This is a genomic window from Bradyrhizobium hereditatis, assembly GCF_020329435.1.
In the GTDB taxonomy this organism is placed as follows: Bacteria; Pseudomonadota; Alphaproteobacteria; order Rhizobiales; family Xanthobacteraceae; genus Bradyrhizobium; species Bradyrhizobium hereditatis.
Window position 1 is genome coordinate 153,905 of sequence record NZ_JAGKJK010000001.1, and the last position, 18,153, is coordinate 172,057.

An 18,153-nucleotide genomic window follows, 5' to 3' on the forward strand; every position below is an offset into this window, starting at 1 on the left:
GGATTGGTCAAGTGGAAATGCAGCGGGCGTAACCCGCTCCTTGTCGCCGATGGGGAGGGGCAGCATATGTCGAACGTCTTCGAGGAAGAGGAGGGGCCGCCCATGGAAGATGCCAGTCGCCAGGCCCACTGGGAAAACGTTTATGCGACGAAGGGCGAGAACGAGGTCAGTTGGTTTCAGCAAAGCCCGGCGCCTTCGCTCGAGCTGATCGAGCAGGCGGGGGTGACGCACACATCGGCCATCATCGACATCGGCGGCGGCGCATCGCGACTGGTCGACCATCTCGTCGAACAGGGCTTTGAGGACGTCACGGTGCTCGATCTGTCCGCCGCGGCACTGACGGCTGCGCGCAGCCGGCTTGCCAGTCATCTTGGCGCCAGTGCCGAGCGGGTCAGGTGGATCGTCGCCGACGTGACGACGTGGGAGCCGCTCAAGCGCTACGACATCTGGCACGACCGTGCGGCATTCCACTTTCTTGTTGATGCAAACGATCGCGCCGCCTACATCGCCCGCCTTGAGCGCGGCCTGAGAATCGGTAGGCACGCCATCATCGCCACCTTTGCGCCCGAAGGTCCCGAGAAGTGCAGTGGCCTGCCGGTTGCACGCTATGACAGTGCGAGCCTCGGACAGACACTGGGCCCCGCGTTCAAGCTGGTTCATACGCGGCGCCACGAGCATGTCACGCCCTGGGGCTCGCGGCAGATGTTCCAGTTCAGCGTATTCCGGCACGAGAGTTGATCGAGCCGGCGGAGCGCCGCCGTTAATGCGCCATGCCCCGCGACACCTCCTGGCAGGCTTCCATGCAGCGGCGGCAGCTTTCCGCGCAGATGCGGCAATGTTCGTGCATGGTGGCGTGCCGCTGGCACTCCTCCGCGCACAGCTTGCAGGCGGCGGCACAGACGCTGAGCATGCGGCGCATCACCTCGTCATCGGAACCCGTCCTGCGGGTCATGATGCGGCCGGTGATGTTGCAGATGTCGGCGCAGTCCAGATCCAGACGGATGCACTGGGTCAGGTCCTGCACCATGCGCTCGGACAGGCAGGCGTCGGTGCAGGAGGTGCAGATCTGGGCACAGGAGTAGCATTCCTCGATGCAGCGGATCAGGGCGTCGTTGACCTGGCCTTGGACGGCCGGGTGGGTGCCGATCATTTCGCGGGCGTACATGGCGGGGCTCCTTGGCTGATGACCGGCCGCAGACGAGGCGGCCGCTACCTCAAGCCGCAGCGCTCGAAAATGTTCTGGCCGGCGCAAATTATGAATTCCGGGCACCCCTGGATCGGCCTGATTGACCCAACGCAGTGCGCTGTTAACGAAACCCGCGATTTCGTGATGGAACTTTGCTTTCCATTACGCGCCGCGTTGTGCGAAACTGGTCCCGTGAAACGCTCGATCCTCCTTTGCCGGCTGCTGGCGGTCTTCGTGATCGTTGGCCTCGTTATCGCCCCGCTCACGGCGCGGGCGAATACCGGCGCCATGGCATCGATGGCGATCACGTCGATGTCCGATGACGCGGCGCCCATGTCCGAAGACATGCCGTGTTGCCCCGGCAAATCGGCTCCCGTCGATTGCGATCAGTGCCCGTTGATGGCGCTCTGCGCATCAACGACCTTGCAGGCCCCGCTGCCGCCTGGCGTGGCCGAGCTGGTGCCAATCATTCTGCAAAGGCTGCGTCCGGGCAGCGATCCCGAGCTTGAAAGCCTCGGCTATTCACCCCCTCCAAGACCTCCCCGATCCCTGGACGTTTTGGCGTAACGCCAAATCGTGCGGCGCTTCATAGCGTCCGCTCCGTGCTGCCATGGCAGCTAACCAGAGATCGAGGTCATCACTATGAGGTCCATTCAGTTTTCGCGCGGTCTGCGGGTCGCGCTGAGCGGCGCTGTCCTGACGTGCGCCGCAACCGTCGCGTTCGCCGATATCAGGAATTACGAGTTCAAACTCGTCGAGCCCACCGTCAAGACCGGCCCCGACAAGACCATTGCCGTCAGACTCGTCGACAAGACCACGGGCAAGTCTGTTCCGGATGCGGTGATCTTTGCCACGCGGTTGGATATGGCGCCGGATGGCATGCAGGAGATGGCGACCAAACTCACTCCGCTGCCGGCATCGGAGCCGGGCACCTACCGATTCAAGGCCAATTTCAGCATGGCCGGCCGGTGGCAATTGTCGCTCGGCGCCAAGGTGCAGGGTGAAACCGGCACGGTCGAAAGCAAGCTCGTCATCCAGGCCGACCAATGAAACGGTCAGTCCTGATCGCCATTGCGGCGGCCGCCATCGGGGCCGCGGCGTTGGCCGGCATCGTCTCGCGTTCATGGATCTGGCCGGGCGGAGATTCCAAGCACGCTCACGTCGTGGCGCAAGCCGAGCCGTCTGGTGCCGCGATCTATTATCAGGATCCGGACGGCAAGCCGTTCTATTCGCAGACGCCGAAGAAGACGCCCGACGGCCGCGACTACCGCGCCGTCCCCCGCGAGGCCGACATCAGCTTCGACGATCCGCCGCAGGAAAGCGCGGCGGCTGCGCCATCCGCCGAGCGCAAGATCAAGTACTACCGCAATCCGATGGGTCTGCCGGACGTATCGCCGACGCCCAAGAAGGATTCCATGGGGATGGACTACATCCCCGTCTACGAGGGCGAGGACAGCGACGACGGATCGGTCAAGGTCTCGCCAGGCAAGATCCAGCGCACCGGAGTCAAATCAGAGCCGGCGGCCCTTCGTCCGATCCGGACTGTCGTGCGGGCGCCAGGCGCGATCCAGCTCGACGAGCGCCGCGTCTCCGTGATTGCGATGCGAGCGGAAACCTACCTGCAATCGGTGGCCGACGTTACGACCGGCACCTTCGTCAAGAAGGGCCAGCCCTTGATGGAGGTCTACAGTCCCGCCGTCTCCAGTGCGGCCGCTGAATATGTGACGACATTGACGTCCAGGACCACGGCGGGCGAGCCTTCCTACGGACGTGGTTCGCGGCAGCGGTTGATGAATCTCGACGTGCCCGACGCGGTAATCACCGCGATCGAACGGACGCGGGTTGTTCCGGTAACAGTGGAGTGGTCGGCCCCGCGCGATGGCATCGTACTGGAACGCAACGCGATCCAGGGCATGCGAGCCCAACCGGGCGACGTGCTGTTCCGCGTCGCCGACACCTCGCTTGTCTGGGCGATGATCGACGTGGCCGAGCGCGACCTCGGCTCGCTTGCGGTCGGGCAGCCCGTGACCGTTCGGGCGCGCAGCTTCCCTACGCGAGACTTCTCCGGAAAAATCGCGGTCGTCTATCCCCAGGTCAACCGCGAGACGCGGACCGCCCGCGTTCGAGTCGAACTCGCCAATCCGGACCTTGCCTTGCTGCCTGACATGTATGTCGACGCCGAGATCGAGATCGGCGGCTCGGAATCGGTTTTGACGGTTCCTGACAGCTCGGTGCTCGATACGGGCTCTCGCCAGATGGTTCTGGTCGACAAGGGCAAGGGCCGGTTCGAGCCTCGCGACGTCAAGATCGGCCGCCGGGGAGGCGGCCTGATCGAAATCCGCAGCGGCCTGCAAGACGGCGATCCGGTCGTCGTTTCCGCCAATTTTCTGATCGATGCGGAAAGCAATCTGAAGGCGGCTCTCAAGGGCTTTGCCGAGGGAGCGCAGCAATGATCGCCCGCCTGATCGCTTGGTCGGCCCGTAACCTGCTGCTGGTTCTGTTCGGCACCGGCTTCGCTGCCGCCGCCGGACTCTATGCGCTCCTCCATCTGCCGCTGGACGCCATCCCGGACCTCTCGGACACGCAGGTGATCGTCTACACCGAGTACCCCGGTCAGGCGCCGCAGGTCATCGAGGACCAGGTCACCTATCCCCTGACGACGGCGATGCTGACGGTACCGAAGTCGAAAGTGGTTCGCGGCTTTTCCTTCTTCGGCGTCTCCTTCGTCTACGTCATCTTCGAGGACGGTACCGACATCTATTGGGCGCGCTCGCGGGTGCTCGAATTTCTGAACGCCGCGACCTCGCGCATTCCCGCCGGCGTGACGCCGACCATCGGTCCCGATGCCACCGGCGTCGGCTGGGTCTACCAGTACGCCATCATGTCGAAGGAACTGAACCTATCCGACACGCGCACGATCCAGGACTGGAATCTGAAGTTCGCGCTCGCCAAGGCCGAAGGGGTCGCCGAAGTGGCCAGCGTCGGTGGGTTCGTCAAGCAGTACAACGTGATCCTCGATCCGCAGCGCATGCGCGATCTCGGGATCACCATGCAGAAGATGCGCGAGGCGATCCGCGCCAGCAATGCCGATGTCGGCGGCCGCACCGTCGAATTGTCCGAATTCGAATATGTCATCCGCGGCAAGGGCTATCTGAAGGGGATCAATGATCTCGGTAACGTCGTGCTGAAAGTCAGCAATGGCACGCCCGTCCTGCTGCGCGACGTCGCCCGTGTCGAGCTTGGCCCCGACGAGCGACGCGGCATCACCGAGCTGAACGGGGAGGGTGAGGTCGCCAGCGGCATCGTGCTGCAACGCTTCGGCGTCAACGCGCTCGATGTGATCCAGAACGTCAAGACGCGTTTTGTGGAAATCGCCAGCAGCCTGCCGAAATCGGTCGAGATCGTGCCGGTTTACGATCGCTCGAACCTGATCTATGCGGCCATCGACACGCTCAAGCACACGCTGTTTGAGGAGAGTGTCGTCGTTGCGCTGGTCTGCATCGTGTTCCTGCTGCACTTCCGCAGTGCGTTGGTTGCGATCCTGATGCTGCCGGTCGGCATCTTGATGGCGTTCGGCGCGATGAAGCTGCTCAACATCGGTTCCAACATCATGAGCCTCGGCGGCATCGCGATTGCCATCGGCGCCATGGTGGATGCCGCGATCGTCATGATCGAGAAGGCCCACAAACACCTCGAACGGGCCGAACCCGGAAAGTCCCGGGTGGAAATTCTGATCGAGGCGGCTGCGCAAGTCGGGCCGGCGCTGTTCTTCAGCCTGCTGATTATCACCGTGTCCTTCATGCCGATCTTCACGCTGGAGCAGCAGGAGGGGCGTCTTTTCAGCCCGCTGGCATTCACTAAGACCTTCGCCATGGCCGCAGCGGCGCTGCTGTCGGTGACGCTGGTGCCGGCGCTGATGGTGATATTCGTCCGCGGCAGAATCGTTCCCGAGCACAAGAACCCGATCAACCGCTTCCTGATCTGGATCTACCGGCCCGTTATCAAGGGTGTCTTGCGCGCCAAAACGCTGGTCGTCCTGCTCGCGCTCGGGATTCTCGCCGTGAGCGTCTGGCCAGCGCGCCAGCTCGGCACCGAGTTCATGCCCAACCTGAACGAGGGCACGCTGCTCTACATGCCGACGACATTGCCGGGCATCTCCGTGACCAAGTCCGCTGAACTGATGCAGACCCAGGATCGGATCATCCGTTCTTTTCCGGAAGTAGAATCCGTCTACGGCAAGGCAGGCCGCGCTGCGACGGCAACCGATCCGGCGCCGTCGGAAATGTACGAGACCATCGTCAATCTCAAACCGAAGCAGGAGTGGCGGCCCGGTGTGACGATCGACAGCCTGATCGCAGAAATGGACAAGGCGCTGCAGTTTCCCGGCGTCTCGAATGCATGGACCATGCCGATCAAAGCCCGCATCGACATGCTGTCGACCGGCATCCGCACCCCGGTCGGAGTCAAGGTGATCGGTACTGATCTGGTAGAAATCGACAAACTCGCGAAACAGATCGAGCAGGTCCTGAAGGCGGTCCCAGGCACCTCATCGGCCTACGCCGAGCGCGGCATCGGCGGCTATTATCTGGAGATCGCGCCGGACCGCGACGCGATGGCGCGCTACGGCATCATGGTCCAGGATGTCCAGGACACCATCGCAACCGCGCTGGGTGGACAGACGGTCACGACGACAGTCGAGGGACGCCAGCGCTTCTCCGTCAATATGCGCTACCCACGCGATCTCCGCGACAATCCGAAGGCGATTGCAAGCGACGTGCTGGTGCCGATGCCGGCTGGCGGCGCGGTCCCGCTCGGCGAAGTCGCAAAGGTTGCGCCGGCGCGCGGGCCGTCCTCGATTCGCACCGAGAACGGCCAGTTGGCGACCTACATCTATGTCGACATCCGCGACCGCGACCTCGGCGGCTATGTCGCCGAAGCGCAACGCGCCGTGCAGGCCAGCATCCAGTTTCCACCCGGCTATTACGTGATGTGGAGCGGCCAATACGAATATCTCGAGCGCGCCACCGCAAGGCTCAAAATCGTCGTTCCCACAACACTGCTCATCATCTTTCTGCTGCTCTATCTCAACTTCCGGTCCATCACCGAGACGCTGATCGTGATGCTGTCACTGCCGTTTGCGCTGGTCGGCGGGTTCTGGCTGATGTGGTGGCTCGGCTTCAACCTTTCGGTGGCGGTCGCGGTCGGCTTCATCGCGCTCGCTGGAGTAGCCGCCGAGACCGGCGTCGTGATGCTGATCTACCTGAACCAGGCGCTTGCCGAAATCAGGGCCCGGCGCGAAGTCGAAAAGCGGCCGCTGACGAAGCGTGATCTCTACGACGCCATCATGGAGGGCGCGGTGGAGCGGGTGCGGCCAAAAATGATGACGGTGGTGGCCATCATGGCCGGGTTGCTCCCGATCATGTGGAGCAGCGGTACCGGCTCGGAGATCATGCAGCGCATCGCGGTGCCGATGATCGGCGGCATGATCTCCTCGACGCTGCTGACGCTGATCGTGATCCCGGCGATCTTCGGCCTGGTCAAAGGCTTTGGGCTGAAGGCCGACGACGATTCCTTGGCAGGGCCTCCGCATTCCGCGTCGTCGTCCGGCCCGCAGAAGAGACCGATTCTGGAGCCGGCCCAATGATCCCATGAGGAGTACGTCGCGCCCGAAGAGATCAGCAGGATGATCGAAGCGCGATGCTGAGAGGGTGGCATCGGCGGCTGAGGGTCTCCACATATGGTGCTCTCGGCAACCGCGGGTGTATCGATGGCATTCTATAGTGACGTCATCCTGCCAAGACTATGCGATCTCGCGATGCGCAACAAACAACTTCGGCCATATCGCGAGCGGGTGATCGGCGCGGCGGAAGGGCGGGTGATCGAAATCGGGATTGGCTCCGGGCTGAATTTGCCGTTCTATCGGCCGCCCGCGAAAGAAATCCTGGCGCTGGAGCCGTCTCCGAAGCTGATCGCGATGGCCCGGCAAGCCCGCGACCGGGCCATGCCCGTCAACTTTATTGAAGCTTCCGCGGAAGCCATTCCACTCGACGATCGCAGCGTCGATACAGTCGTGACCACTTGGACTTTGTGCAGCATTCCAGATGCCGCCATCGCGCTCACCGAAATGCGTCGCGTGCTTCGGCCGAATGGCAAGCTTCTATTCGTCGAGCACGGCATGGCGCCTGATAAGAATGTGCGGCGATGGCAGGATTGGCTGACGCCGGCATGGAAACGCATCAGCGGCGGCTGTCACCTCAATCGGCCCATCAGCACGATGATCGAGAGCGCGGGCTTCCGGATCGATCGGGTCGAGACCGGCTATATGCCGGGGCCCAAGCCGATGACCTTCATGTACGAGGGCGCCGCCCGGCCAAGCTACGGTTCAGGACCCATAGGCTGAACGAAAAACTAGGACAGCGACTGCAAGTCCAGGACGAACCTCAATCAGCCCGTCGGTAGCTTGCCGGTGTTGACTGCCAATTGGGCGTCGAAAGCCCGCTTGTAGGCGGGCCGCGATTCGCCGCGGGCGACATAGGCGGCCAGGTTCGGATATTCGTCCAGAATGCCCGATGATCTCAGCCTGAGCAGCACCGACACCATCATCAAGTCGCCCGCGCTGAACGCGCCATCGAGCCAATCGGCATCACCCAGGCGAGTGGATAGTTGGTCCAGCCGATTTCGAACACGCTCCTCGACTAAAGGCAGGCGTTCCTTGGTCCAAGACTTGTCGCCCTCCAGCAGCCTGGCGGTTGCGAGTTCAAGGATCGGCGGCTCCACCGTATTGACCGCGGCAAACATCCATGTGATCGCGCGCGCCCGGGCATTGGCATCGACCGGCAGCAGGCCCGCATGGCGCTCGGCGATATGCAATACGATCGCCCCCGTCTCGAACAGGGCGAGATCACCTTCCTCATAGGTTGGAATCTGTCCGAAAGGCTGCAGCGCCCGATGAGCGGGTTCCTTCATCGCACGGAAGGAAACAAGGCGAACCTCATACGGTTGGCCCACTTCTTCAAGCGCCCAGCGAACGCGTGTGTCACGCGCCAGTCCTTTGCCGCCATCGGGTGAGCGTTCAAAGGCGGTAATGATGATGGTCATCGTGAGGCTCCTCCGAAACTGGCTACGGGTCTGCCATGCGGACAAACTGGATGCGACCCGACATCCAATCAATACTGGCTGACTAAGGCTCAATGTTTGCAACGTGGTTATACGGACTTCCTGGTGAGGGGCTCCCGGCTGAAACTTGTGACGCGTTTCACCATCGCCCCAAGAAAGATCGGATAAGCTTGGTTCCCGATCCTACTTGCCACACTCTCTTCCAGGAGGAGCACATGCCAGATCCTGCAAAGAGTCATGCCGTGGTTATCGGCGCCGGCATGGCCGGCCTTACGGCCGCTCAGGCAATTTCCAAGCATTTCGAAAAAGTCACGGTCATCGAGCGAGACACGCTTCCCGCGGAAGCGGCGCCCCGAAGAGGGACGCCGCAATGTCAGCATGCCCACATGCTGCTCGCGGGCGGGCTGAACGCTCTGCAGACGCTGTTTCCGGGATTTGAGAAGGATCTGGCCGAAGCCGGCGCCGTGAAGGTCCGTACCGGAAAGGACATCCGGTTCGAGCGCCCCGGGTTCGACCCATTTCCCGTTCGCGATCTCGGCTTCGATATTTTCAGCATGTCGCGCCCACTGCTCGAGGCCGTCACGCGAGGACGCATTCTCCAAAGCCCGAATATCGGCATATGCATGCGCTCCCGCGTGACGAAGCTTATCGCATCGCGCCATGGGATGCGGGTCGAGGCGATCCGTTATGAAAGCGACGATGGTCCTGCTGTGACGGTGGAAGCCGATCTGGTTGTTGAAGCGTCCGGCCGCTGCGGCCTGACGCTGCAACTGCTCGAAGAACTTTCCCTGCAGAAGCCCGAAGAAACCGAGATCGGCATTGATCAGGCGTATGCGAGCACCATTGTAGAGAGGCTCGATCACAATACCGACTGGCTGGGCAATATCACCCTGCCGTCTGCACCCGCCAGCAGCCGCGGGGCGTTCCTGTTTCCGATCGAGAAGCAGCGCTGGCTGCTTTCCATCGGAGGCAATCATGGCGATGCGCCTCCGGACGATCGCGCAGGATTTATGGATTTCGTCAGGAGCCTGCGCACTCCGACGATCTATGATGCGGTCAGAGACGCGCGACCGCTGACCGATATCGTTCGCTATCAGCTGCCTTGCAGTATACGGCGACATTTCGAGCGCCTTGAGTCTTTCCCGGCGGGTCTGCTCGCGACAGGCGATGCGCTCTGCCGCTTTAATCCGATCTTCGGCCAGGGCATGAGCGTGGCAGCGCAGGAGGCGGTGATCCTGGACCGGTTGTTGGCGGAGGATGTTCCCATGGAGCGCCTGGCGCGCGAATTCTTCGCGGCCATCCAGGACACCATCGCGACGCCGTGGGGCGTTGCCGTCAACGATTTCGTCTACCCTGCCACGCGCGGTGTTCGGCCCCCCGATCTCGCGCAGCGCCTGCAATATGGCGCAGCCTTGACCAAGCTTGCCGCGCAGGATCCCGAGGTACATCGGCTAACGGTAGAGGTCTCCCAACTGCTCAAGCCGCAGGCCGCGCTGCGTGAGCCAATGCTTGCCGCGCGCGTGATGTCGCTGATGTGATTGGTAGTGCAGGGGAGGCCGCTATGGACTTTTTCACCGTCCGAAACGGAGCGACTGAGCTCAATGTGGCGATCAGCGGCTCGGGCCCGCTGATCGTCTGCGTCCATGGATTTCCGGAGCTATGGTACTCCTGGCGGCACCAAATCTCGCACTTCGCGGCGCGGGGCTTTCGGGTAGCCGCGCTCGACGTGCGTGGTTACGGGCGCAGCTCGAAGCCGAAAGAAGTTTCGGCCTATACGCTACGTCATCTCGCCTCTGATGTCGTTGCCGTGATCGATCATGTCGGAGATGGCCCGGCCGTTCTGTTCGGCCACGATTGGGGCGCGCCTATCGTGTGGCACACCGCACTGCTTCACCCTGACAAAGTCAGGGCAGTGGCCGGCCTGAGCGTGCCGTTCCGTCCGCGCGGACCCGCGCCCTTCATCGAGCTGGCCCGATCCATCTACAAGGAGCGCTTTTTCTACCAGATCTATTTCCAGCAAGAGGGCATCGCGGAAGCGGAGCTGGACGCAGACATCGCGGGTGCTCTGCGCAAGGTGTACTTCGCACTGTCGGGAGCGGCGCCCCATAACAAGTGGCTGGAGCCGAAGCCGCCGGAGGCAAGGCTGTTGGATGGGCTCGTCGATCCGCAGCCCTTTCCGGACTGGATGAGCGAGAGCGATCTGGCGGTCTATGTTGATGCCTTCAGGGCCGGCGGCTTTCGTGGCCCGCTCAACCGATACCGCGCACAGAGCCTGGACTTTGACGATCTGGCCGAATTGAGCGGACGCGGCATTACGCAGCCATCGACCTTCATCGCCGGAGAGCGCGACCCCGTACGCGCCTTCATTCCAGGTGTGGACCTTTACGCCGAACCCGGAATCGCCTGCTCCGATTTCCGGGGCTCCACCATCATCCCTGGGATCGGACATTGGGTGCAGCAGGAAGCACCCAAAGAGACCAACGTGGCGCTCGAAACCTTCGTGCGCGGGCTGTAGCACCGCCCTCGCGCGACAGACATTGGATCGACCACGCGGTGCTGGGCAGCCGGCGCAGCAATCGAGGGCCCGCTCTGCCGGGCTGCAGAAACACATCGTCCAAGGTTTTCCCTCCTAGGTTTTTCGTCGCACGCTCTACGTGCTGACGTAGACAGAAGATCGTGCGGTGCAACAGCAGCGCCAAATGCTGTGGTCAGAAAGCAAGATGACAACTCGGCGCGATGGTGGCAGGATGGTGGCAGACGTGGTTTCAAGGCTAGGCGGCTAAGAAAAACGAAGAAAAGCGATCGCCGCGGTCACGTCGTCCAAGGGAGGAGATGGCTCATGAAACGTTTGTTTCCGGGGTTAATCGTCGCTGCCCTGATGGCATCGGCGTTTGTCGGATCCACCACTGCAGTCATGGCTCAGACGAAAGTGCTGAAGATGCAGGCCTCATGGCCGGCGTCGCTCACGCTCTATGACAACTTCACCTACTTCGCCGAGCGGGTGAACAAGCTATCGGCCGGCAGCTTGAAAATCGAAGCGATGCCCGCCGGCCAGGTCGTACCGGCGTTCGAGGTGCTGGACGCGACCCACAAGAAAGTGCTCGACGGATCGCATGCGTGGGCCGGCTACTGGACGGGCAAGAACAAGACCGCGATCCTGTTCACCGGCGGTCCCGGCGGCACTTTCGGCATGGACTTCATGGACGTGATGGGCTGGTTCTATCACGGCGGCGGCCTCGATCTTTACAACGAGTTCTATCAAAAAGAGCTCAAGCTCAACGTGGTCGTGTTCCCCATCCTGCCTGCAGGACCGCAGGCGTTCGGCTGGTTCAAGAAGCCGATCCAGACGGTTGAGGACATGAAGGGCATGAAATGCCGCCAGACCGGCATGGCCGGCGAAGTGTGGCAGGCGCTCGGCTTTACCGTGGTCAACATGCCGGGCGGCGAAATCATTCCCTCCGCGCAGCGCGGCGTGATCGATTGCGCGGAATGGGTCGGCGGCATCGAGGACATGCAGCTCGGCTTCCACAACGTCTGGAAATATCATTATTCGCCCGGCTTGCATGAGAACGTGACGGTCGGCGAAATCGTGATCAACGGCGACGTGTGGAAGGAGCTCAGCCCGCAGCATCAGGAGATCATCAAGTCGGCAGCCAACGAGACATTCCTCGTCTGGTGGACCAAGTGGCAGCGCCAGAACGCCGATGCGCTGATTGAGATGCAGCAGAAGCACGGCGTACAGATCCTGCGCACGCCGACCGAAATCCTGCTGGCTTTCATCAAGAAGTGGGACGAGATCGCGGCGGCCGAGAGCGCTAAGAACCCGTTCTTCAGGAAGGTACACGACTCGCAGAAGGCCTATGCCAGCGCTGTGGTGCCGTACAAGCGGTCCTATTTCCCGCCGTACTCCTTCATGGCGAACTACTACTTCCCGGTCGAGAAATAGGCTTCGTCCGAGGGCGGCCGGTTCGGCCGCCCTCCTTTCGCACGCGGCCGGCCTGCGTCGCGCCGCACGAACGATCGGCGGTAGGGAAGGGATGGCTGAGATAACAGAAAGGCAGTCGCCGGCGCTGCTGGCCATAATCCGGATCATTGACGGCTTCACGGATCGGACCGGCACGATCATTTCGTGGCTGGCGGTGCCGCTGGTTCTGGCCGTCGCCTACGAGGTTGGCGCGCGCTACCTGTTCAACGCGCCGACTATATGGGCCTACGACGCTACCTACATGCTCTACGGTTCACTGTTCATGCTCGGCGCCGCTTACGCGCTGCACAAGGGCGCTCACATCCGCACCGACTTCTTCTGGGAGAAGTTCTCCATCCGCAGGAAGGGCTTGATCGACACGATCTCCTATATCGTTTTCTTCTTCCCAAGCCTGATCATGCTGTTGGTGATCAGCTGGAACGAGTTTCACTACTCCTGGCAGATCAACGAGATGTCAGACCAGACACCGTGGCGACCGGTGCTGTGGCCGTTCAAGTTCGTCGTGCCGTTCGCCTGCCTTTTGCTGCTGATCCAGGGCGTGTCCGAGCTGATCAAGAGCATCTACATGCTGCGCACCGGCGTCGAGCTCGAGCACAAGGAGAAGGTCGAGATATGACCGCAGAAGCGCTCATCGGCCTCATCATGCTTCTGGTGCTGCTCGGAGCGATCTTCATCGGCGTGCCGATCTCGTTCACGCTGCTATTTCTCGCCTTTGCGTTCGGCTACCTTGGCATGGGCGCGACGGTCTTTGACCTTGCCTACTTCCAGACCATCGGTCTGATGAAGGAGGAGCTGCTGGCCGCGGTGCCGCTGTTCATCTTCATGGGCTTCATCACCGAGCAGGCGGGACTCATGGAGCGCCTTTTCAGGGCGTTCCGCATGCTGCTTGCGCCGGTGCGCGGCGCACTTTTCCTTGTCGTCATCCTGACCTCGACCGTGTTCGCGATGGCGACGGGCATCGTCGGAGCAGCCGTCACCGTTCTGGGCATTATGGCCTCGCCGATCATGACGAAGGCGGGTTACGACGCCAAGCTTTCAGCGGGCACCATCACTGCGGGCGGCACGCTTGGCATTCTCATTCCCCCGTCGGTCATGCTGATCGTGATGGGGCCGGTGCTCGGGGTGTCGGTCGCCGACCTCTATGCTGCAGCCTTCGGGCCGGGATTCCTGCTGGCCGGCCTCTACATCGTCTATCTGATGGGCCGTGCCTTCATGAACCCGAAACTCGGGCCGCCGGTGCCAATGGACGAGCGGATCTACTCAGCGGGGTACATCGCGCAAGAGGTGGTCGTCGGCACGCTGCCGCTGCTGGGGCTCATCACGGCGACGCTGGGCTCGATCATCGGGGGGCTTGCGACGCCGACGGAGGCCGCCGGCATCGGCAGCGTCGGCGCGCTGATACTGGCGATCGCATATGGCAGGTTCTCGCTCAGCGGACTGCAACGAGCGCTGATCTCGACGATGGCGACGTCGAGCATGGTCCTGCTGCTGGCGGTGACCTCGAACATATTCGGCGCGGTGTTTGCCCGCCTCGGCTCGGCGAACTGGATCACCGAGACGATGCTCGGCCTCCAGTTGCCGCCCAGCCTCATGCTGATTGTCGTGCTCATTCTCATTTTCCTGCTGGGTTGGCCGTTTGAGTGGCCAGCCATCATTCTGGTGTTCCTGCCGATCTTCTATCCTGTCGTGAAGGGCATGGGCATCGACCTCATATGGTTCGGAGCGTTGGTCGCGGTGGTGCTGCAGACCGCCTTCCTGTCGCCGCCGGTCGCCATGTCAGCGTATTATCTCAAGCAGGTGGTCAAGGGCTGGAGTCTCGCGACGATTTACGCCGGCATGTTCCAGTTCATGATCCTGCAGGTGATCTGCGTTGGGCTGATGATCGCCTTCCCCGGCATTGCGACCTGGTTCCCGCATACGCTGCACGAAGCATCGCGTAGTCAGGTTATCCCGGAGGAGCACAGGAAAATCCTGGAACAGCAGAAGCGGGCACCGTCCCTGGAAGACGAAGACTGGCTGACACCGAAAAAGAAGTAGCCGGGCGGTCGGGGCTAGGCCCTTACTTCCGCACGATCGAGCCGGCGCGGCCGACCAGCCGCGCCAGTTGCTTGAAACGGCTGCCGACCCGGTCGGCGACGAGATCGACCATGCGATGCTCGAACACCAGCATCAGCTTGCGGCTGCCGGTTCGGAAATGCGTCGCGGGCAGCACACCGGTCCGCGCGGCCGAAATCAGATGCGCGACGCGGAACGCCGCGCCGAGGATGCGGGCGCGTTCATCCATCGCCGGCGGCACCAAACCGCGGATGCGCTCCGGCGGTTCATTCTCTTCGCTGAGACCAGCGTAGCGATAAAACACCGACAGCGCGACGAAGGCGCGGCCCTGATGGCTGATCGAGCCGAAATTACCGTTAGTGATGAGGCTGAGCGTTTCCTCGCCGCGATGGTCGGGATGCACGCGCCAGCCGATGTCAGAGAGCAGGCAGGCGGCATGGCGCAGCCGACGATCCTCGTCGGTTTCGCGCAGCTTCACGACCCGCACCAGCCGATCGGTCCAGTCGACCAGTTCCTCGGCATGACGTGCGGAGCGCGACAATAATCCGTTGAGCGTTTGCGCGGCGCAGATGAAACCGTCCTTGGAGCGCTCCTGCGGCGGCAGCATCTCATAGAGCAGGCCTTCGCGCACGCCGAAGGTCGAGAACACGATTGTCTTCGGCTGGCCGACGCGGATGATGTATTCGAGCACCAGCGCCGCGTAGGTCAGGAGTGGCCGCCGCGCGTCCGCGACGACTTCAATGTCGGCGAGCATGTTGGCGGCTGCCAGCCGGCGCAAGCGCCGGGCGAAATCGAGTGCGTCGGCGGCAGGGATCGAATAGCCGTGCATCACGCGCAGCGGATAGCCGCTCTGCACGATGTGGATACGCGCCAGTGCGCGCCAGGTGCCGCCGACCGCATAGAAGGTGCGGCCATGGCCGGCCTTGAGCTGCGGAACGTCGGACAGCGCGTCGCCAACGATGCGCTCGGCGCGCTTCAAGGATTTGTGCGACAGATCCTGCAGCGCGAGGCTTCCGAGCGGCAGCGTGACGCCGCTATGGACGCGGTTTTTCTTCACGTCGATCAGTTCGAGCGAGCCGCCGCCGAGGTCGCCGACAATGCCGTCGGGATTATGAATGCCTGAGACGACGCCAAGCGCGGAAAGCTTCGCCTCGCGAGGACCCGACAGGATTTGAATGCGCGCGCCGCAGATGCGCTCGGCTTTCGCGATGAAGTCGGGACCGTTTTTGGCGTCGCGGCAGGCGGCGGTGGCGATCGCGAAGACGCGTCCCACCTGCTGGATGCGGCATAGCGCCCGGAATCGCCGGAGCGCCGTCAGCGCCTTGGTGACGGCATCCTCGGCCAGCAGACCGGTGCTCTGCACTTCGCGGCCGAGCCCGCACAGCGCCTTTTCGTTGAAGATGGTGACGAGGCTGCGCGCCATCGTCTCATAGACGACGAGACGAACCGAGTTCGAACCGATGTCGATGACGGCGACGCTGGAAGCGCGCTTGCGCGGCCGCTTCACGGCCGCGGCCCCTTATGGTGATGGTTGACGCTCGGTACGGCGCGTGAGGCGGCGCGGCGAGGATTCCTTGAGAGACTTTCCACGGCCTGACAGACTCGGATTCGTCATGAAATAGTTGTGCAGGTTGAAGGGCTCTTCGCCTTTCGCGGCCTTCATACGCGTTGACGATCCATCCGGCAATAACTGCCAGCTCTGCTCGTTGTCCTTCAGGTTCGCGACCATGATCTGTTCGAGAACCTGCTGATGTACCGTGGGATTTTGCAATGGACAGAGGACTTCGACGCGGCGGTCGAGGTTTCGCGGCATCATGTCGGCGGACGAGATATACACAGCCGCTTTCGGGCCGGGCAGGCCCTGACCCATACCAAAGCAGTAGATTCGGCCATGCTCCAGGAAGCGGCCGATAATTGATTTGACTCGGATATTCTCGGAAAGTCCCGGAATGCCCGGCCGCAAGCAGCAGATGCCGCGCACCACGAGTTCAACCGACACGCCGGCCTGCGAAGCCTCGTAAAGCGCGTCGATGACATCAGGATCGACCAGCGAGTTCATCTTCATCCAGATTGCGCCAGGCTTGCCGTGCCGCGCGTGATTTATCTCGCCCTTGATGTGTTCGATGATGCGCTTGCGCAGCGTCAGCGGCGACACGGCCATCCGTTCGATGTCGCTCGGCTCGGCGTAGCCGGTGATGTAGTTGAAGACACGCGCGGCATCACGGCCGATGATGGGGTCGGAGGTGAAATAGGACAGGTCGGTATAGATGCGCGCAGTGACCGGATGATAGTTGCCGGTGCCGGTATGCACATAGGTCGTCAGGCTACCGCCCTCGCGCCGCACCACCATCGACAGCTTGGCGTGGGTCTTCAGTTCGAGGAAGCCGTACACGACTTGCACGCCGGCGCGTTCGAGGTCGCGCGCCCAGCGGATATTGGCTTCCTCATCGAACCGCGCCTTCAGCTCGATCAGCGCAGTCACCGACTTGCCGGCCTCCGCGGCCTCGGCGAGGGCGCGCACGATCGGCGAGTTGTTCGAGGTTCGGTAGAGCGTCTGCTTGATGGCGACGACATCGGGATCGCGCGCCGCCTGCTGCAGGAACTGCACGACGACGTCGAAGGATTCGTAGGGATGATGGACGATCAGGTCCTTCTGCCGGATCGCGGCGAAGATGTCGCCGCCATGATCGCGCACCCGCTCGGGGTGGCGTGGCACATAGGGCATGAATTCAAGGTCGGGCCGGTCGAGCCGCGTGAGCTGTGAGAGCTCGTTCATCGCCAGCACGCCATCGACCAGAAACACTTCGTCGTCGGCCGCCGAAAGCGCCTGCTGCACGAAGGCACGCAGCTCTTCCGGCATCTTGGCTTCCATCTCGAGCCGAATCACCGAACCGCGCCGGCGACGCTTCAATGCGGTCTCGAACAGGCGGACCAGATCTTCGGCCTCTTCCTCGATTTCAAGTTCGGAATCCCTGATGATGCGGAACGCGCCCTGGCCCTTGACCGTGTAGCCGGGAAACAGGCGGCCGATGAACAGGCCGGTGGCCTGCTCCAGCGGGATCAAGTGCACGGCGCCATCCTTGCCCGCGGGCATGCGGATGAAGCGGTCGATCTTGCTGGGCATGCGGATCAGCGCGTTCATCGCCTTGCCGTCCGAGGTGCGCAGCAATTGCAGGGCGATGGTGAAGCCGAGGCTCGGGATGAACGGGAAGGGGTGCGCGGGATCGATCGCCAGCGGTGTCAGCAGCGGGAAGATGCTGTGGAGGAAGTGATCCTCGAGCCAGCTCCGCTCCGCCTTGGTGAAATCGTGACCGTCGACCAGCATGATGCCGGCGTCCGACAGGATGGTGCGCAGGTCGCGCCAGATCGCCTGCTGGTCGGAGGCGAGTTCCGAAACCGTCTTGTTGATCAGGGCAAGCTGCTCGGCGGGCGTCAGGCCATCCGGGCTGCGCTCGGCAATGCCCTCACGGACCTGCGCCTTGATACCGGCGACGCGGACCATGAAGAACTCATCAAGGTTATTGGCAGAAATCGACAGGAACCGGACCCGCTCCAGCACAGGATGGCCCGTGTTGACGGATTCCTCGAGCACACGACGGTTGAAATGCAGCCAGGACAGCTCCCGGTTAATGAAGCGCTCCGGGCTGTCAGCGATCGCGGGAATAGTCTCGGCAGAGGCTTCTTTTTCTTTTAGTTCAAGGACTTGTGCCGATTCCATGAGGCTTTGATCCATCTCGGGCAAGGGTGGGGCAGACCTTAAGGGGAAACGGCCCAGAACATGTGATATTCGGATGTCGTTTCAATGACATTG

At 62.4% G+C, this 18,153-nt stretch carries 15 protein-coding genes; 11 read left to right on the forward strand and 4 right to left on the reverse strand.

What is annotated here, in order from left to right; all coding sequences use genetic code 11:
• The first annotated feature begins 102 nt into the window (after nucleotides 1-102).
• Nucleotides 103-738 carry a class I SAM-dependent methyltransferase gene (locus J6524_RS00850; protein ID WP_225669293.1) on the forward strand — a complete coding sequence of 212 codons (636 nt, stop codon included), beginning with the start codon at nucleotides 103-105 and terminating at the stop codon, nucleotides 736-738.
• 22 nt (nucleotides 739-760) lie between these two features.
• Here the strand turns inward: J6524_RS00850 and J6524_RS00855 are convergent, their stop codons facing one another.
• Entirely contained in the window at nucleotides 761-1,165 is a 405-nt protein-coding gene (locus tag J6524_RS00855) for a four-helix bundle copper-binding protein (RefSeq protein ID WP_225668299.1), read from the reverse strand.
• Nucleotides 1,166-1,183: 18 nt separating this feature from the next.
• Here J6524_RS00855 and J6524_RS00860 point away from each other — a divergent pair, with 18 nt between their 5' ends.
• The 5 genes from J6524_RS00860 (at nucleotide 1,184) to J6524_RS00880 (ending at nucleotide 7,586) form a co-directional block, all read left to right on the forward strand.
• Nucleotides 1,184-1,753 carry a hypothetical protein gene (locus tag J6524_RS00860; RefSeq protein ID WP_225668300.1) on the forward strand — a complete coding sequence of 190 codons (570 nt, stop codon included), beginning with the start codon at nucleotides 1,184-1,186 and terminating at the stop codon, nucleotides 1,751-1,753.
• A 75-nt stretch (nucleotides 1,754-1,828) separates the two neighbouring features.
• Entirely contained in the window at nucleotides 1,829-2,236 is a 408-nt protein-coding gene (locus tag J6524_RS00865; RefSeq protein WP_225668301.1) for a FixH family protein, read from the forward strand.
• On the forward strand, nucleotides 2,233-3,639 hold the full coding sequence (locus J6524_RS00870; RefSeq protein ID WP_225668302.1) for an efflux RND transporter periplasmic adaptor subunit: 1,407 nt from the start codon (nucleotides 2,233-2,235) through the stop codon (nucleotides 3,637-3,639). The genes J6524_RS00865 and J6524_RS00870 overlap by 4 nt, the downstream gene beginning before the upstream one ends.
• Nucleotides 3,636-6,830: an efflux RND transporter permease subunit gene (locus tag J6524_RS00875; RefSeq protein ID WP_225668303.1), complete on the forward strand. Its 3,195-nt coding sequence runs from the start codon at nucleotides 3,636-3,638 to the stop codon at nucleotides 6,828-6,830. The genes J6524_RS00870 and J6524_RS00875 overlap by 4 nt, the downstream gene beginning before the upstream one ends.
• Before the next feature lie 123 nt (nucleotides 6,831-6,953).
• Entirely contained in the window at nucleotides 6,954-7,586 is a 633-nt protein-coding gene (locus J6524_RS00880) for a class I SAM-dependent methyltransferase (protein ID WP_225668304.1), read from the forward strand.
• 44 nt (nucleotides 7,587-7,630) lie between these two features.
• On the opposite strand, the gene J6524_RS00885 is transcribed toward J6524_RS00880, so the two are convergent.
• Nucleotides 7,631-8,284, reverse strand: a complete 654-nt coding sequence (locus J6524_RS00885) for a glutathione S-transferase family protein (protein WP_225668305.1) — start codon at nucleotides 8,282-8,284, stop codon at nucleotides 7,631-7,633.
• Nucleotides 8,285-8,544: 260 nt separating this feature from the next.
• On the opposite strand from J6524_RS00885, the gene J6524_RS00890 reads away from it, so the two are divergent.
• From J6524_RS00890 to J6524_RS00910, 5 genes are all read left to right on the forward strand, one after another.
• Nucleotides 8,545-9,840 carry an FAD-dependent oxidoreductase gene (locus tag J6524_RS00890; protein WP_312002188.1) on the forward strand — a complete coding sequence of 432 codons (1,296 nt, stop codon included), beginning with the start codon at nucleotides 8,545-8,547 and terminating at the stop codon, nucleotides 9,838-9,840.
• 23 nt (nucleotides 9,841-9,863) lie between these two features.
• Nucleotides 9,864-10,817, forward strand: coding sequence for an alpha/beta fold hydrolase (locus J6524_RS00895; protein WP_225668306.1), 954 nt, complete (start codon nucleotides 9,864-9,866; stop codon nucleotides 10,815-10,817).
• Between the two features lie 324 nt (nucleotides 10,818-11,141).
• Nucleotides 11,142-12,248 carry a TRAP transporter substrate-binding protein gene (locus tag J6524_RS00900; RefSeq protein ID WP_225668308.1) on the forward strand — a complete coding sequence of 369 codons (1,107 nt, stop codon included), beginning with the start codon at nucleotides 11,142-11,144 and terminating at the stop codon, nucleotides 12,246-12,248.
• Between the two features lie 91 nt (nucleotides 12,249-12,339).
• Complete coding sequence (locus tag J6524_RS00905; RefSeq protein WP_225668310.1) at nucleotides 12,340-12,903, forward strand: TRAP transporter small permease subunit; 564 nt, start codon at nucleotides 12,340-12,342, stop codon at nucleotides 12,901-12,903.
• Complete coding sequence (locus J6524_RS00910; protein WP_225668311.1) at nucleotides 12,900-14,324, forward strand: TRAP transporter large permease; 1,425 nt, start codon at nucleotides 12,900-12,902, stop codon at nucleotides 14,322-14,324. The genes J6524_RS00905 and J6524_RS00910 overlap by 4 nt, the downstream gene beginning before the upstream one ends.
• A 22-nt stretch (nucleotides 14,325-14,346) precedes the next feature.
• Here the strand turns inward: J6524_RS00910 and ppx are convergent, their stop codons facing one another.
• Entirely contained in the window at nucleotides 14,347-15,849 is a 1,503-nt protein-coding gene (gene ppx, locus J6524_RS00915) for an exopolyphosphatase (RefSeq protein WP_225668312.1), read from the reverse strand.
• A 12-nt stretch (nucleotides 15,850-15,861) separates the two neighbouring features.
• Entirely contained in the window at nucleotides 15,862-18,060 is a 2,199-nt protein-coding gene (locus J6524_RS00920; protein WP_225668313.1) for an RNA degradosome polyphosphate kinase, read from the reverse strand.
• Nucleotides 18,061-18,153 lie beyond the last annotated feature (93 nt).